Below are 15,281 nucleotides of genomic sequence, written 5' to 3' on the forward strand. Positions count from 1 at the left end.
GTCGGCGCTTGGTGCGCTGACGAGACCCCCACCACAGCACCTCTGGGCTCGCATGCGCATCCAGCGCCTCGAAACCCCGGAGGATGGCGATGGTCCCGCCGCAGACGTCACCGCGAGCCAAGCAGCGTCGCGGCGAGGGGCAGTGGGCGCTCGGGTACCGAGAGCCGCTGAACCCCAACGAGCGGAGCAAGAAGGACGACAACCCGCTCAACGTCCGCACCCGCATCGAGAACATCTACGCCCACCGCGGTTTCGACTCCATCGACCCGGCCGACCTGCGCGGACGCTTCCGGTGGTACGGCCTTTACACCCAGCGCAAGCCCGGCATCGACGGCGGACGCACGGCCACGCTCGAACCGGAGGAGCTGGACGACGAGTTCTTCATGATGCGCGTGCGCAGCGACGGCGGTGCGCTCACCACGCAGCAGCTGAAGGTTCTCGGCGAGATCTCGCAGACCTACGCGCGCGACACCGCGGACATCACCGACCGGCAGAACATCCAGTACCACTGGATCCGGATCGAGGACGTTCCCACCATCTGGCAGAAGCTCGAAGCCGTCGGCCTGACCACGATGGAGGCGTGCGGTGACAGCCCGCGCGTCATCCTCGGTTCGCCGGTCGCGGGCATCGCCGAGGACGAGATCGTCAACGGCCAGCCGGCGATCGAGACCATCCTCGAGCGCTACATCGGCGACCCGCGGTTCTCCAACCTGCCGCGCAAGTTCAAGACCGCCATCTCCGGCCTGCAGGACGTCGCGCACGAGATCCACGACGTGGCGTTCGTCGGCGTGAACCACCCCGAGCACGGGCCCGGCTTCGACCTCTGGGTCGGCGGCGGACTGTCCACGAACCCCATGCTGGGCAAGCGTTTGGGCGCCTGGGTGCCGCTCGACGAGGTGCCGGACGTGTGGGAAGCGGTCATCAGCGTCTTCCGCGACTACGGCTACCGGCGTCTGCGGCACCGCGCGCGCATCAAGTTCCTCGTCGCCGACTGGGGTCCGGAGAAGTTCCGCCAGGTCATGGAGGACGAGTACCTCAAGCGCAAGATGATCGACGGCCCCGCGCCGGAGGTGCTCGGTCAGCAGCTCGACCACATCGGCGTGCACAAGCAGAAGGACGGCCTGTTCTACGTAGGCGCCGCGCCGGTCGCCGGCCGCGTCTCCGGCTCGATCCTGGTCGAGGTCGCGAAGATCGCCGAGCAGGCCGGGTCGCAGCGCGTCCGGTTCACGCCGCAGCAGAAGATCATCGTGCTGGACGTGCCGGAGGCCGAGGTCTCCACGCTGAAGAGCAACCTCGCCAAGCTGGGCCTGCAGGTCGAGCCGTCGCCGTGGCGGCGGGGCATCATGGCGTGCACCGGCATCGAGTTCTGCAAGCTCGCGATCGTCGAGACCAAGGCCCGCGCCAACGAGCTCGTCACGCAGCTCGAAGCCAACCTCAAGGACATCGTCGACGGCGTCACCGCGCCGATCACCGTGCACATCAACGGCTGCCCCAACTCCTGCGCCCGCATCCAGACCGCGGACATCGGCCTCAAGGGCCAGATCGTCACGGACGACGCCGGCAACCAGGTCGAGGGCTTCCAGGTCCACCTCGGCGGCGGCCTCGGCCTCGACGCCGGGTTCGGCCGGAAGCTGCGCGGCCACAAGGTCACCGCGACCGAGCTGCCCGAGTACGTCGAGCGCGTCGTGCGGAACTTCGTCGCCCAGCGCGAGACCGACGAGCGGTTCGCCCAGTGGGTCGCCCGCGCGGAAGAGGGTGCGCTGAGGTGAGCGAACGCGCGACGCCGTTCTACTGCCCCTACTGCGGCGACGAGGACCTCCGTCCGCAGGAGGAACCCAGCTACGCGTGGCTGTGCACCGGGTGCCGCCGCGTCTTCAAGGTCTCGTTCGTCGGGCTCAACCTGCCGCAGGAGGTGAAGAAGTGAGTGATCTCAAGGAAGACCTCAAGATCGTCGCCGAAGCCGCTCAGGAGGAGCTGGCCAACGCCACCGCCATCGAGGCGCTGGAGTGGACCGCTCGCACGTTCGGCGACAACTACATCGTCGCGTCGAACATGCAGGACGCGGTGCTGATCGATCTCGCCGCGAAGGTGAAGCCGAACTTCGACGTGCTGTTCCTGGAGACGGGCTACCACTTCCCGGAGACCATCGGTGTGCGTGACGCGGTCGGGGTCGTGTACCCGGACGTGCGGATCGTGAACGCCGCCGCCGAGCAGTCGGTCGCCGACCAGGAGGCCGAGTTCGGCCTGCTGTACCAGTCGGATCCGGCGAAGTGCTGTCACCTGCGCAAGGTCGTGCCGCTGCGCCGGGAGCTCGCGAAGTACGACGCGTGGGTCACCGGCGTTCGCCGCGTGGACGCACCGACGCGCGCGAACACGCCGATCGTGCAGTGGGACGAGCGCAACGGCCTGGTGAAGATCAACCCGATCGCGCCGTGGAGCGATGACGAGTTCAACGCCTACATCCGCGAGAAGGGCATCCTGGAGAACTTGCTGGTGCAGGAGGGATATCCCTCCATCGGCTGCCTGCCGTGCACGTCGAAGCCGTTGCCGGGGCAGGACGCCCGCAGCGGCCGTTGGGCGGGTCAGGCGAAGACGGAATGCGGGTTGCACGGATGACGGTCACATCAACTGCAAGGGCTCTGGACACTCTGGGCCGCCTCGAATCGGAGGCGATCCACATCTTCCGCGAGGTCGCGGGCGAGTTCGACCGGCCGGTGATCCTCTTCTCCGGCGGCAAGGACTCGACGCTGCTGCTGCACCTCGCGATCAAGGCGTTCTACCCGGCGCCGGTGCCGTTCCCGCTGCTGCACGTCGACACCGGGCACAACTTCGACGAGGTCATCGAGTTCCGCGACCGCGTCGTCGCGCAGCACGGTCTGCGCCTGGAGGTCGCGAAGGTCCAGGACTGGATCGACGACGGCCGGCTGGAGGAGCGCCCGGACGGCACGCGCAACCCGTTGCAGACCGTGCCGCTGCTGGACTCCATCACGCAGCACAAGTTCGACGCGGTCTTCGGCGGCGGCCGCAGGGACGAGGAACGCGCCCGCGCCAAGGAGCGGATCTTCAGCCTGCGCACGGCGTTCGGCCAGTGGGACCCGAAGCGCCAGCGCCCGGAGCTGTGGAACCTCTACAACGGCCGGCACCGCCCCGGTGAGCACGTCCGCGTGTTCCCGCTGTCCAACTGGACCGAGCTCGACGTGTGGAACTACATCGAGCGCGAGGGCGTGGAGCTGCCCGACATCTACTACGCGCACGAGCGCGAGGTGTTCCTGCGCGACGGCATGTGGCTCGCCGAAGGCCCGTGGGGCAAGGCGCGTGACGGCGAAACGCTGGTGCGCAAGACGGTTCGCTACCGCACGGTCGGTGACGGCTCCTGCACCGGTGCCGTCGAGTCCGACGCCGCCGACATCCACGCGGTGATCGCCGAGGTCGCCGCGTCCCGGCTGACCGAGCGCGGCGCCACGCGGGCCGACGACCGGCTGTCCGAGGCCGCCATGGAAGACCGCAAGCGGGAGGGGTACTTCTAAACATGAGCGACCTGTTGAGGCTGGCTACCGCAGGCAGCGTGGACGACGGCAAGTCCACGCTCGTCGGCAGGCTGCTCTACGACACCAAGTCCGTGCTCGCGGACACGCTCGACGCCGTGCACCGCGCCAGCGCCGACCGCGGTCTCGCGACGCCGGACCTGTCGCTGCTGGTCGACGGCCTGCGTTCGGAACGCGAGCAGGGCATCACGATCGACGTGGCGTACCGGTACTTCGCAACGCCCAAGCGGTCGTTCGTTCTCGCGGACACCCCGGGCCACGTGCAGTACACCCGCAACACGGTCACCGGCGCGTCCACCGCGCAGCTGGCGGTCCTGCTGGTCGACGCGCGCAAGGGCGTCATCGAGCAGACCCGCCGCCACGCCGCGGTTCTCGCGCTGCTCGGGGTGCCGCGGCTCGTCCTGGCGGTCAACAAGATCGATCTCGTGGACTACGACGAGGTGACGTTCTCCCGCATCGCCAAGGAGTTCACCGCGCACGCGACGGCGCTCGGCTACACCGAGGACGCGGTCGTCGAGATCCCGGTGTCCGCGCTCGCCGGCGACAACGTCGTGGAGAAGTCCGCGAACACGCCGTGGTACTCCGGCCCGACCCTGTTGGAGCACCTGGAGAACGTGCCGGTCGAGCCCGACCCGCACGACGCGCCGTTCCGGTTCCCGGTGCAGTACGTGATCCGCCCGCGCACCGCCGAGCACCTCGACTACCGCGGCTACGCCGGTCTGGTCGCGGCGGGCACGGTCAAGCCGGGCGACGAGGTCGTGGTGCTGCCGTCGGGCCGCCGCTCGACGGTCACGAAGATCGACACGGCGGACGGCGAACTGGCGGAGGCGGCGGCCGGTCAGTCCGTGACGTTGCTGCTGGCCGACGACATCGACATCTCGCGCGGCGACCTGATCTCGGTGGCGGGCAACGAGCCCAAGGTCACCGACGAGCTGGACGCCACGCTGTGCTGGCTCGCGGAGAAGCCTCTCCGTCCCGGCGCCCGAGTCCTCGTCAAGCACGGCACGCGCACGGTGCAGGCGATGGTCACGGAACTGCGCGACCGCTTCGACGAGCAGACGCTGTCCAGCGTGGACAGCCCGGCTTCGCTGGAGCTCAACGAGATCGGCCGCGTGGCGTTGCGCCTCGCGGAGGAAGTACCGCTGGACGACTACAGCTTCAGCCGGCGCACCGGGTCCTTCCTGGTGATCGACGCGAGCGACGGATCCACGCTCGCCGCCGGACTGGTCGGGGCTCCGCTGCCGCTGCTCGAGAACGGCGTGGAGAGCTGTACGGAGGGCAGCCCAAATGATCCAAATCCGGCTGCCCCTGACACCCACGCCCTCGTGTCCCCCGGTCCCTGAAAGGCATTCACGCCGTGAACCTCAAGCCCGCCGTTGCCATCGCACTCGTTGCCCTGGCCGCACTTTCCGGTTGCAGCCGCGCCGGGTCCAGCGACACCCCCGCCGCCCAGTCGAAGGGCCCGGCGGCCGAGGTCCGCATCGGCTACTTCCCGAACGTCACCCACGCCGCCGCGTTGATCGGCGTGGAGAAGGACCTGTTCAAGAAGGAGCTCGGCAGCACCAAGCTCACGACGCAGACGTTCAACGCGGGTCCCGACGAGGTCAACGCGCTCCTCGGCGAGTCGCTCGACATCGCGTACATCGGGTCCGGCCCGGCGATCAACGCCTACGCGAAGTCCAAGGGCGAGGCCGTGAAGCTCATCTCCGGTGCCACGTCCGGCGGCGCGGCGCTGGTGGTGAAGCCCGAGATCAACTCGATCGAGGACCTCAAGGGCAAGACCGTCGCGACGCCGCAGCTCGCGAACACCCAGGACGTGGCGCTGAAGAAGTACCTGGCGGGCAAGAACCTCACCGGCCAGGTCACCGTCCAGAACGTGGAGAACGCGCAGACGCTCGACCTGTTCAAGAAGGGCGACATCCAGGGCGCGTGGCTGCCGGAGCCGTGGTCGTCGCGCGTCGTCGCCGAGGCGGGCGCGAAGGTGCTGCTCGACGAGAAGACCCTGTGGGAGGGCGGGCAGTTCCCGACCACGGTGATCATCGTGCGGACGAAGTTCCTGCAGGAGCACCCGGAGACCGTCGAGGCCGTGCTCAAGGGGCACGTCGCCGCGGTCGACTGGGCCAAGGGCAACGCCGACGACGCGAAGAAGACGGTGAACGCCGCGCTGGAGAAGCTCACGTCGAAGAAGCTCGGCGACAAGATCCTCGACGCCGCGTGGAAGAACATCGAGCTGACCACCGACGCGCAGGCGAAGACCTTCCCGCAGCTCGCGAAGGACGCCGTGACCGCGGGCGTGGCCACCGAGGCCGCGAACGTCGCCGGCTACGCCGACTTCACGTTGCTGAACAAGGTTCTTCAGGCACAGGGCAAGCCGCAGGTGCAAGCAGCCGGACTGGACAAGAAGTAAGCACCGAGGGGACACGGACATGACCGCCACGCTCGAGACCACTGTTCTGTCTACTGTGGATACTGCCGTCGAACTGGCCGGCGTCCGCAAGGTGTTCGGCCACGGCGCCTCGGCCGTGGTGGCCCTCGACGGGGTTGATCTGAAGGTCAAGCCCGGCGAGTTCGTGTGCCTCCTCGGCGCGTCGGGCTGCGGCAAGAGCACGCTGCTGAACATCGTCGCCGGCCTGGACGGCGCGACGTCGGGCTCGTTGCAGCTCAACACGTCCCGTCCGGCCGTGATGTTCCAGGAGCCCGCTCTGATGCCGTGGCTCACCGCCGCGCGCAACGTCGAGCTGGCGCTGCGCTTCGCCGGTGTGGGCCGGTTGGCGCGCAAGCGTCGCGCGCTGGAGCTGCTCGACCTCGTGCGGCTCGGTGACGTCGCGGACAAGCGGCCGCACGAGCTCTCCGGTGGTATGCGTCAGCGCGTGGCCCTGGCCCGCGCGCTGGCGTCCACCACGGTGTCGGCCGATGGCGCGCCGGCGCTTCTGCTGATGGACGAGCCGTTCGCGGCGTTGGACGCCATCACGCGCGACGTGCTGCAGAGCGAGCTGCTGCGCGTGTGGGAGACCACGAACACCGCGATCATCTTCGTGACGCACGACGTCCGCGAGGCCGTGCGCCTCGGTCAGCGCGTCGTGCTGCTGTCCTCGCGCCCTGGCCGTGTGGTGCGCGAGTGGGACGTCACGGGCTCCTCCGACACGGTTCTCGACGAGATCAACACCCATCTGCGAGAGGTCATCAGTGGCCACGCCGTCTGACACGCTCGACAAGGTCGGCGCCGGACTCGACGCGCTCGATGTGCCCGTTGAGGCGCAGAAGCCGCCGATCTGGCGCCGTTTCCTGAAGACCGGTGTGCCACCGATCATCGCGTTCGCACTGCTGCTGGGCGTGTGGCAGGCGTTGTGGGCGTCGGCGATCCTGCCGGAGTTCCAGCTGCCCGCGCCGGTCAACGTGTGGAACGAGCTCGTGCGCTCGGTCTCCACCGGCCAGGCGTTCAGCGTCCTGTGGACCTCGTTGCACCGCGCGGTGTTCGGGTTCGTCGCGGCGGTGCTGATCGCGACGCCGCTGGGGTTGCTCGTCGCCAAGGTCCGGGTGGTGCGCGCGGCGATCGGGTCGTTGCTGACCGGTCTGCAGTCACTGCCCTCGGTGGCCTGGGTGCCCGCCGCGATCCTGTGGTTCGGCGTGACGCCGTCCACGATCTACTTCGTGGTGCTGATGGGTTCCGTGCCGTCGATCGCCAACGGCCTGGTGGCCGGCATCGACCAGATTCCGCCTCTGCTGCCTCGGGTGGGACGTGCCCTGGGAGCCGGTCGGCTGGCTTCGGCGCGGCACATCCTGCTTCCTGCTGCTCTGCCCGGGTATTTGGCGGGCCTCAAGCAGGGCTGGGCGTTCTCGTGGCGGTCGCTGATGGCCGCGGAGATCATCGCCACCTCGCCCCAGCTGGGTGTGGGACTCGGTCAGTACCTGCACAACGGGTCGTCGTTGAACGACATCAACATGGTGATCGCGGCGATCTTCCTGATCCTGTTGGTGGGCATCGGGATCGAGCTGCTGCTGTTCCGCCCGTTGGAGCGCGCGGTGCTGAGGGCTCGTGGCCTGACGGGTGCGCTGTGACTTCTTCTGGGATCCCGTTGGTGGCCGTTGCGCACGGTAGTCGTGATCCTCGCTCGGCCGCGTCCGTCCACGCGTTGCTGGACGTGGTGCGGTCGTTGCGGCCCGACCTGGACGTCCGGGGTGCGTTCCTGGACCTCTGCGCGCCTCGGTTGAACGACGTGCTGCACGGGCCTTCGGTGGTCGTGCCCTTGTTGCTGGGCAAGGCTTTCCACGCGCGGGTGGACGTGCCGGCCGCCGTGGCCGAGTCTCGTGTGCCCGCGGTCGTGACCGATGTGCTGGGGCCGGACCCGCGGCTGGAGTCGGCGGCTTTGCGCCGGCTGTCCGAGGCCGGGGTCTCGTTCGGCGACCGGTCGCTCGGGGTGGTGCTGGCCGGCGCCGGATCGTCGCACGGTCCGGCCAACGAGGCCGTAGCGCGCGTCGCCCGGCGGTGGGCCCGTGAGTCGGGGTGGGCCGGGGTGGAGGCGGCTTTCGCGTCGATCGCCTCGCCTACCGTTCCTGAGGCGATCTCGCGGTTGCGTGCCCGCGGGGCCACGCGGATCGCCGTCGCGTCGTGGTTCCTCGCGCCGGGGTTGCTGCCGGACAAGGTCGCTTCGCTTGCCGGGGATGCCGTGGTGGCGCGGCCGTTGGGGGACGACGTCGAGGTGGCTCAGCTGGTGCTGGACCGCTACGACTCCGCGCTGACTCGCCAGGCCGTCGCCGCCTAGCTCTGCTCCGCCGAATCGCCACGGCGGGAGGCCCTGACGTGGTATCAACTGCGCAACGGCACCAGGGGGCGACGTGCAAGACGATCCGCATCAGCCAGATCACAGCATTCGCGACGGCATCTTCGACGGCAGCGCCGACGACCTCCAGGATCTGAGCTACCACGGTTTCGACGACGGTTTCCCGCGCTCACGACGCCGTCACCGGTACGGCCACCACGACCTGTCCGGCGCTCCTCCGTGGGTCAAGGTGTTCGTGTGGACGGGCGCTCTCCTGGCGATCGCGGGCCTCGGAGTCCTCATGTTCGGCGTGCTGAGCCCTCCGGACCCGCCGGATCCGTTCAGCTCCCGCCTGACGGACTTCCCCACCACCGGACAGCTGACGCCACCGAGCGTCGGAGGCCCGAACCTGCCGCTGGGCTTCGGTCTCTTCTTCGCCGGTTTCGTCCTGACGGCGATCGGCGCACTGGGCCACAGCACCTCGAAACGGCGCTGAGCCGCAGCAGACTCCCCCGGTGCGGCGACACTTCCGGCCGCCGCCACAAGATCGAATGCGCAGCGCCGTTCGGGCGATGTGAAGTGTGAACTGTTGACGTGAAACCTACTCATCAGTAGTCAAGTGATTACGCCGCGTGCTGCGAATGTCCCTCGTCCACTCAACGGGGAGAGGCCATGAAGCTAGCCGGAATCGCATCTCTACTGGTGGTACCGATGCTGATGTTCGCCACCAACGCGTCAGCAGCCCCGCAGACCATCACCTACAAGCTCCGCGCGAGCGCCGCCGGGCAGTCGTCGGACTTCACGCTCGACCAGGGCGTCGACGCGAGTGCGCCTGCGGCGGTCGCGCCGAACGGGACGCTCAAGGTCACCATCGACCCCGCGCCCAACAAGATCCCGTCCGAGGCGGGCGGGCGGCAGGTGCGTGAGATCAAGGGTCTCGCGCTGAAGCTGCCGGTGCCGGCCAACTCCAAGTTCCAGTCCGCGGCGCTGTCCGGTGGTTCCGGGCTGGGCGGCACGCCGACGGTCGGCTTGCAGGGCAACGACGTCGTGCTGAACGTGCCCGGGCCGATCAAGGGCGGCGCGGACTTCGAGCTGCCGACGGTCACGATCAACCTGCAGGCCGGTGGCACCGGCACCATCACCACGAAGCTGGGCGGCACGAGCTACGACGCGCCCGGTCTGACCTTCACCGCCGTCGTCACGGTCATCGGGTTCCCGATCAACGCCGCGGCCAAGGGCTATCCGGACCCGAGCCCCGTGCTGACGACCACCACCATCGGCTGAGACGTGGTGCCCCAACCCCTGCCGGGCATCACGAGGTAGCCGTCCGCGCCGGTGCGCAGCACCCCTGCGCACCGGCGCGGCTAAGGTCAGCGGCATGGCAGACGAGCTGGTCCACTACGAGGTGCAGCGTGGCATCGCGACGATCACGCTGGACTCTCCCCACAACCGCAACGCCCTGTCCGCGCAGCTGCGCCGGGAGCTCACCGAGCACCTGGCCGCGGCGGCGAAGGACGACGAGGTGCGGGTGGTCGTGCTGACCCACACGGGTTCCGTGTTCTGCTCCGGCATGGACCTCAAGGAGGCCGCCGGCGCGAGCGCGGGAGACCAGGGGGTCAACGAGTTCCCCGCGATCCTGGAACAGCTCTGGACCAGTCCGAAACCGGTCGTGGCCGCGCTCAAGGGGCCGGCCCGCGCGGGTGGTGTCGGCATCGTCGCGGCCTGCGACATCGCGGTCGCCGCCAACGAGGCCACGTTCGCGTTCAGCGAGGTCCGGATCGGCGTCGTGCCCGCGGTCATCTCGGTCACCGTGCTGCCGCGGCTGCTCCCCCGCCAAGCGCACGAGCTGTTCCTCACCGGTGAGACGTTCGACGCCCACCGCGCCAAGGAGATCGGCCTGCTCAACTCCGCCGTGCCGGTCGACGGCGTCGACGCGGAGGTGCGCCGCTACACCGACATGCTCGCGCTCGGCGCGCCCAACGCTCTCGCCGCCACCAAGGAGATGCTGCGGCAGGAGCGGTCCGCGAACCTCGGCGAGGTGTTCGCGGACATGCTCGAACTGTCGGCCCGGCACTTCGGTGGGCCGGAGGGGCAGGAGGGCATCGCGGCGTTCAAGGAGAAGCGCAGGCCCTCCTGGGTGCCGGCACAGGGCTAGAGAGACGACCGGCCGGCGGGGGTGAGCGCGCCGGAGACGTCCACGAGCCCCTTGCGCATCAACCGCCGGCGGACTCGTTCGTCGCGCTCGCCCCGCTGCCACCGGTCCAGCTGCTCGGCGGTGCGCCGTCGGTCGACGCCGGCCCACGACGCACCGGCTCCCGCCGTCAACGGCAGCACGGCGGTGGCGACCTCGACACCGAACGGTGCGTCCGCGGTGCGGGGAGTGCTGATCACGAGAGCGAGCAGGCCGGCCTCGGCGGGAACGTGCTGACGTGCGCTGCGGGTGCCGGCACCGGCCTCGATCCCGCCGGACGCCAGGTCCTCGTAGATCGTGCCCAGGTCGTCCTCGACGGCGCACTGCCAGCGCCACGTGCGGGATGCGCCGAGGTCGGCGCCGGGGAAGAGCTCGTAGGTGAGACTCATGCCTCCGGCGCCGACCGTCAGCGTGTCCAGCCACAGCTCATGGGACGGCACGACACCGTTCAGGCGCAGGTGCACGCCGAGGGTGTGCGCTTCCGGCATGATCGGTGACTCTAGACGACGCAGGTGGCCTGCGTGTTGCCGCTGAACGAGTCGTTGGTGGTGGCACCGATGAACGTCACGTTGACCGACCACGTGACCACGTCGCCCTTCGTGAGCTCGTGGCCGCGGCCGGCCTTGTCGACCCAGAAGCGGTCGATGCGGCCGTGCACGGTGTAGCCGGGCGACGTGGTCTTGCCGGCGCCCTCCTGGCTGTCCCAGCGCTGGCTGATGCCGTTCACCGTCACGTTCGCGATCGTGTTCTTGCCGGTCAGGTTGCGACCGTTGGTGAGCCGCGAGTTGTTCTCGGTGTGCCACTCGATGTCGATGATCTGGGCGTTGCGCGGGTCCTCGTACAGGCCCTCCGCGTGCAGGAGCACCGGACCGGCGCCGGGTTCGTTCACCCGGCCCGGCTCGGTGCTGTTGCTGCCGACGTCCGAGCGCACGAAGCACGCCGGGAACGGGCGGTCGGCCAGCGCGGGAGCCTGGCTCCCGGTCAGCAGTGCGACCGCGCAGGCCGTGATCAGAGCGATGTTGCGTGTCCCCACAGTGATTTCCTTCTCAGGTGCGAGCGATGTGGATGATCGCGCCGGAACGTGCGTCCACGACGACGCGGCGCACGTCGGGTACCGGAGCGGAGGAGCGGCCCTGCAGACCGCGGTCGATGGTCACCGTCCAGCGGGCGACGTCCCACACGTCGGCGGTGGCGGTGGCGGTGCCGTCGGTGACGCCGATCGCCTTGCGCGCCTTGCTGATCGCCTCGTCCCGCGAGATCACGGCGTCGCCGCTGCCCGCCGCCGCGAGATCCGCGTAGTACACGACGGCACCGCTGCGCCGGTCGACCTCCACGATCACCTGACGGGTGCCGCCGGGGTGCGACTGCCGGAACACGACGTGGGTGACGGCGTCGTCGGCGACGTGGGAGATCGGACCGGACTCGGCCGGTGACGAACCGGCTCCGGCGAACTCCCGCGCACGGCGCACCGCCGCGGCCTCGTCCAGGAGCACCGGACCGCTGGTGGCCGGCGTGCCGACCGCGTCGAGCACCCGGCCGTTCGCCGTGCGCCGCAACCGAACCTGCTCCGCCGTGTCCACAATGGTCAGTCCGTCGCCGCTGGACGAGGTGCGCGTGACGGTGAGCGTGTCGAAGCTCTGGTAGTTCTGCGTCGGGCGCGAGGTGAGCGGCTCACCGGGCGCGGCGGGGGTCAGCGTCACCGCGCCGGGGTCCGCGACCGAGCCCCTGATCACGTAGCGGTCCCAGCCGCCGGCCGAGCCCTCCTTGGCGATCAGGTCCGTGCGGGCCCACGCCAGCGCGTTCGCGACGGAGGCGCCCGAGGCCGTGTGCGCGGCGAACCGGGACCAGAAGTAGTTGCCCGAGTAGTTGGTCGCCGAGATCGGCGTCGACGCCGAGCTCGCGGGGAAGTAGACGAGGTCGGGGAACGTGATCACCGAGTCGACGCCGCGGCGCACCGGGACGTCGTTGAAGCCGCCGAACTGGGCACTGCTGTTCGCCGTGTAGCACCCGGCCAGCACGAGGATCTTCATGTCGTCCACGTCGACGGCCGGCAGGTACTCGGAGAAGAACCGCAGCGCGACGTACGGGCTGGTCAGGTCGCTGTCCTTGCCCGCGGCGAGAATGGGGTCCTCGTTGTCCGTCGGGCCTTCCGAGGTCTGGAAGATGCCCGCGTTGGCGTGTCCGAACAGGCCGAACACGTTGGCGTTCCGGCCGTCGGTCCACGCCTCGTCGGCGGTGCGGCCGCCCAGGTGGCCCGCTGAGGTGTAGCCGGCGGACCGCGCACCGTCGGCCAGCGACGCGGCCGCGAGCCTGGTGTCCAGGCCGTCGTCGAAGACGCGACCGATGCTCGTCTGCTCGGCCGCCTGCGCCTGCGGCACGGCGATGAGTGCGGCGGCCAGCACCGCCACGGCCGTTCTGCTGCCAGAACCCACTTGAGACTCCCCCGTGTGACTGCTTGTCACCAGGTAGTCGCCCGAGGAGGGGCAGGCACTCAAAAAGATCTTGAAAATGCGGATCCCGGCACGTGTTAGGGTCCGCTCGAACTGGGGGGTTCTGGGGTGAGCGAACAGGATCTGGTCGCCGCGCGCGACCTTGCGGTACGACACTGCCTCGCGGCCGGCGCCAGCGTCGAGGTCGCCGAGGACTGCGCGCAGGAGGCCGTCGCCGCGGTGCTGACGCGGTCCGGCGAGGCGCGCAACGTCGCCGCGCTGGTGAGCACGATCGCCCGGCGCAGGCACGTCGACGTGGTGCGACGTGCGGTGCGGGAGCGCGAGTGCGTCCGAAACGAACAGGAGTCCGTCGACCCGGTCGGCGAGATCGACGACCGGCTCCAGGCCCAGTGGCTCGTGCGCTCGCTCGACGGCCTGCCGCAGACGACCCGCGAGGTGTGCGAGGCCGTGGGACGGGGAAGCAGCCGCGAGGAGATCGCGGCGGAGATGGGCATCACGGTCCGCGCGGTCGAGGGACATCTCAGCCGGGCGAGGAAGCTGTTGAGACGACTGGCGATCGCCGTCGCGGTGCCGGTGGTCGTCCTGTTGCGACAGAAGCCCGCCGTGGTGGTGGCCGCGGCAGCGGTCGTGGTGCCGATCGGCATCGGGGCGTTGATCTCGGTGCGACCGGACCAGCCGGTGCACCAGGAGCCTCCGGCCGTCGTTCAGACACCGGCCGTGGTCGGCACCACGGCCCGTCCGGCCGACGTGGTGCCTCCACCGGCGCCGCCGTCAGGTGCGCCGCCGGTGGAGGTGCCGAGCGTGGTGCCCCGCGAGGAGAACCCGATACCGGTGCCCACGAGCGTGGTGCTGCCGTCGTTGCGGCTGCCCGAACTTCCGCTGCCGGAACTGCCGACCGCTCAGAACCAGCCGGTGCACTCGATGACGCCCTGAGACGAACCGCAGGCGCGCATGACCTTCCCGTCGTTCTTGAACGGTTCGGTGTACTTCGCACTGCCCGAGTCGATCCGCGTGTACCCGAGGAACCCCTCGTGCTCGTTGGCCGAAGGGTCCTTGCGATCCGTCCAGATCTCCTCGCCCGGCGTGCCGTAGGAGATGCGGCCCCAGGCGCACTTGGACCTGTTCGACGCGCGCAGCTCGACGACCCGGCTGTTCTGCATCGTCACCGGGTTGTCGCCGTCGATGGTGTCGAACGGTGTGAAGGGGTCTTCCTGCGTGCAGCCGGCATCACCGGCGAATGACGGGACCGGGCACAAGAAACCGACCACCACCACGACGCCGAGCGCACAGCTCAGGCGGCGGAATTGCTTTCCCATGGCACTGCACTGTCCACTCCGGACCGCCAAAGCGCAGCCCAAGTCACCGTTCTGTGCGAATCACCCGCAGTTTTCGGTCACCTGATTCAGCGGTCCGTTTCACAGCGTCACGCAGCACTTCCCGAACGGACTGGTCCAGGTCCGCGGGCACGACCAGCACGTACTCCCCCGCAGGTAGCCAGGAGAGATCGCTCAGGCTGTCGTACAACGCGTCCAGGTTCTGCCCGAACCAGTCCGGGAAGTCCAATGCGCGGGCAATGGCGGCAATGGCCTCCGCCTTTTCCGAAACGAGAATGTGCCGTTTCACTTGCGCACGTCCACGACGACGAACGTCGAATAGTGGTCGCCGGTGTAGAAGACCTCACTCGCGCTGCCGGTGATGAGCCGCCGGGCGCCGCGGTCGGGACTGCCGGGCGTCGGCACGGTGTACTCCTTGTAGTAACCGGACTTCTGCTGCGGCAGCCGCTTCTCCCGGTTCTCGAACGTCACGCCGTCGTTGCGCGGGTACGGGAACGGGCCCTTCGACTCGATCAGCTTCCACGTCTTCGCGGCCTCGGCGGGCAGCTTCGACAGCGCCTGGACCTCCAGGCCCGACGAGGCACCGGGCACAGCGGCCCCCGACGCCGACGCGGAAGGGGTCGCGGGCGGCTTCTGCGGGCTCGACGAGACGTTGTCCTTGACGAACCAGCCGACCACGACCAGCGCGATCAGGCCGACCAGTGCGACGGTGAGGCGACGACCAGGACTCACGCGGGGACCTTCTCGGGCTCGGGTTCGGGCTCGGGCGCCGACGCGGGGTTCTTCGCCCGCCAGTCGACGACGCGGTCGATCAGCCGCGCCACGCCCAGGCAGAGCGGCAACACCACGATCATCACGACGGGGAACTGCACGGCGACGGGCAGCTGCACGAGCCACAACTCGACCCCGTCCCACCACTGCCAAAGCCAGTCCACGACCCCGAGCGTAGTCTCGTGACCGGTGTCACGGCATTTGGCCATGGCCACGGTCGGTATGTTGCG

General features: G+C 69.4%; 20 protein-coding genes. 13 read left to right on the top strand and 7 right to left on the bottom strand.

The genetic code is table 11. The features are described from left to right. The first annotated feature begins 89 nt into the window (after positions 1-89). The 12 genes from ACWEIJ_RS17280 to ACWEIJ_RS17335 all read left to right on the top strand — a co-directional run bounded on the left by ACWEIJ_RS17280 (position 90) and on the right by ACWEIJ_RS17335 (position 10,460). Positions 90-1,769, top strand: coding sequence for a nitrite/sulfite reductase (locus ACWEIJ_RS17280; protein ID WP_449838150.1), 1,680 nt, complete (start codon positions 90-92; stop codon positions 1,767-1,769). Then, positions 1,766-1,924 carry a hypothetical protein gene (locus ACWEIJ_RS17285; RefSeq protein WP_030472080.1) on the top strand — a complete coding sequence of 53 codons (159 nt, stop codon included), beginning with the start codon at positions 1,766-1,768 and terminating at the stop codon, positions 1,922-1,924. The genes ACWEIJ_RS17280 and ACWEIJ_RS17285 overlap by 4 nt, the downstream gene beginning before the upstream one ends. Beyond that, positions 1,921-2,616, top strand: coding sequence for a phosphoadenylyl-sulfate reductase (locus tag ACWEIJ_RS17290; RefSeq protein ID WP_449838151.1), 696 nt, complete (start codon positions 1,921-1,923; stop codon positions 2,614-2,616). Before ACWEIJ_RS17285 ends, ACWEIJ_RS17290 begins: the two co-directional genes overlap by 4 nt. Continuing rightward, complete coding sequence (gene cysD / locus ACWEIJ_RS17295; RefSeq protein ID WP_449838152.1) at positions 2,613-3,527, top strand: sulfate adenylyltransferase subunit CysD; 915 nt, start codon at positions 2,613-2,615, stop codon at positions 3,525-3,527. The genes ACWEIJ_RS17290 and cysD overlap by 4 nt, the downstream gene beginning before the upstream one ends. A gap of 2 nt (positions 3,528-3,529) precedes the next feature. After that, positions 3,530-4,888, top strand: coding sequence for a sulfate adenylyltransferase subunit 1 (locus ACWEIJ_RS17300; RefSeq protein WP_449838153.1), 1,359 nt, complete (start codon positions 3,530-3,532; stop codon positions 4,886-4,888). A 14-nt stretch (positions 4,889-4,902) separates the two neighbouring features. Continuing rightward, on the top strand, positions 4,903-5,952 hold the full coding sequence (locus tag ACWEIJ_RS17305; RefSeq protein WP_449838154.1) for an ABC transporter substrate-binding protein: 1,050 nt from the start codon (positions 4,903-4,905) through the stop codon (positions 5,950-5,952). A 19-nt stretch (positions 5,953-5,971) separates the two neighbouring features. Continuing rightward, complete coding sequence (locus tag ACWEIJ_RS17310) at positions 5,972-6,748, top strand: ABC transporter ATP-binding protein (protein ID WP_449838155.1); 777 nt, start codon at positions 5,972-5,974, stop codon at positions 6,746-6,748. After that, positions 6,732-7,604 carry an ABC transporter permease gene (locus ACWEIJ_RS17315; protein ID WP_449838156.1) on the top strand — a complete coding sequence of 291 codons (873 nt, stop codon included), beginning with the start codon at positions 6,732-6,734 and terminating at the stop codon, positions 7,602-7,604. Before ACWEIJ_RS17310 ends, ACWEIJ_RS17315 begins: the two co-directional genes overlap by 17 nt. A gap of 20 nt (positions 7,605-7,624) precedes the next feature. Further along, positions 7,625-8,308 (top strand): sirohydrochlorin chelatase, encoded by a 684-nt coding sequence (locus tag ACWEIJ_RS17320; protein WP_449838157.1) that lies wholly within the window; start codon positions 7,625-7,627, stop codon positions 8,306-8,308. A 73-nt stretch (positions 8,309-8,381) separates the two neighbouring features. Then, a complete protein-coding gene (locus tag ACWEIJ_RS17325; RefSeq protein ID WP_449838158.1) occupies positions 8,382-8,801 on the top strand; it encodes a hypothetical protein in 420 nt (139 codons plus the stop codon). A 176-nt stretch (positions 8,802-8,977) separates the two neighbouring features. After that, positions 8,978-9,589 (top strand): cyclase, encoded by a 612-nt coding sequence (locus ACWEIJ_RS17330; RefSeq protein WP_449838159.1) that lies wholly within the window; start codon positions 8,978-8,980, stop codon positions 9,587-9,589. Positions 9,590-9,683: 94 nt separating this feature from the next. Beyond that, entirely contained in the window at positions 9,684-10,460 is a 777-nt protein-coding gene (locus ACWEIJ_RS17335; RefSeq protein WP_449838160.1) for an enoyl-CoA hydratase family protein, read from the top strand. Here the strand turns inward: ACWEIJ_RS17335 and ACWEIJ_RS17340 are convergent. The 3 genes from ACWEIJ_RS17340 to ACWEIJ_RS17350 are packed head-to-tail and all read right to left on the bottom strand — an operon-like array spanning position 10,457 to position 12,928. Next, on the bottom strand, positions 10,457-10,984 hold the full coding sequence (locus tag ACWEIJ_RS17340) for a hypothetical protein (RefSeq protein ID WP_449838161.1): 528 nt from the start codon (positions 10,982-10,984) through the stop codon (positions 10,457-10,459). The genes ACWEIJ_RS17335 and ACWEIJ_RS17340 overlap by 4 nt on opposite strands. Before the next feature lie 11 nt (positions 10,985-10,995). Beyond that, positions 10,996-11,529 (bottom strand): hypothetical protein, encoded by a 534-nt coding sequence (locus ACWEIJ_RS17345; RefSeq protein ID WP_449838162.1) that lies wholly within the window; start codon positions 11,527-11,529, stop codon positions 10,996-10,998. Positions 11,530-11,542: 13 nt separating this feature from the next. Next, positions 11,543-12,928, bottom strand: a complete 1,386-nt coding sequence (locus tag ACWEIJ_RS17350; RefSeq protein ID WP_449838163.1) for a PepSY domain-containing protein — start codon at positions 12,926-12,928, stop codon at positions 11,543-11,545. A gap of 126 nt (positions 12,929-13,054) precedes the next feature. On the opposite strand from ACWEIJ_RS17350, the gene ACWEIJ_RS17355 reads away from it, so the two are divergent. After that, positions 13,055-13,879, top strand: coding sequence for an RNA polymerase sigma factor (locus tag ACWEIJ_RS17355; protein ID WP_449838164.1), 825 nt, complete (start codon positions 13,055-13,057; stop codon positions 13,877-13,879). On the opposite strand, the gene ACWEIJ_RS17360 is transcribed toward ACWEIJ_RS17355, so the two are convergent. From ACWEIJ_RS17360 to ACWEIJ_RS17375, 4 genes are read right to left on the bottom strand one after another with little or no spacing between them, the layout of a single operon-like run. Further along, entirely contained in the window at positions 13,846-14,262 is a 417-nt protein-coding gene (locus tag ACWEIJ_RS17360) for a hypothetical protein (protein ID WP_355454888.1), read from the bottom strand. The two genes, ACWEIJ_RS17355 and ACWEIJ_RS17360, sit on opposite strands and share 34 nt — an antisense overlap. 43 nt (positions 14,263-14,305) lie before the next feature. Further along, on the bottom strand, positions 14,306-14,569 hold the full coding sequence (locus ACWEIJ_RS17365) for a barstar family protein (RefSeq protein ID WP_449838165.1): 264 nt from the start codon (positions 14,567-14,569) through the stop codon (positions 14,306-14,308). Continuing rightward, entirely contained in the window at positions 14,566-15,012 is a 447-nt protein-coding gene (locus tag ACWEIJ_RS17370; RefSeq protein WP_449838166.1) for a ribonuclease domain-containing protein, read from the bottom strand. The genes ACWEIJ_RS17365 and ACWEIJ_RS17370 overlap by 4 nt, the downstream gene beginning before the upstream one ends. Then, a complete protein-coding gene (locus ACWEIJ_RS17375) occupies positions 15,009-15,215 on the bottom strand; it encodes a hypothetical protein (protein ID WP_355454884.1) in 207 nt (68 codons plus the stop codon). The genes ACWEIJ_RS17370 and ACWEIJ_RS17375 overlap by 4 nt, the downstream gene beginning before the upstream one ends. Positions 15,216-15,281 lie beyond the last annotated feature (66 nt).

This window comes from Lentzea sp. NPDC004789, assembly GCF_053601075.1.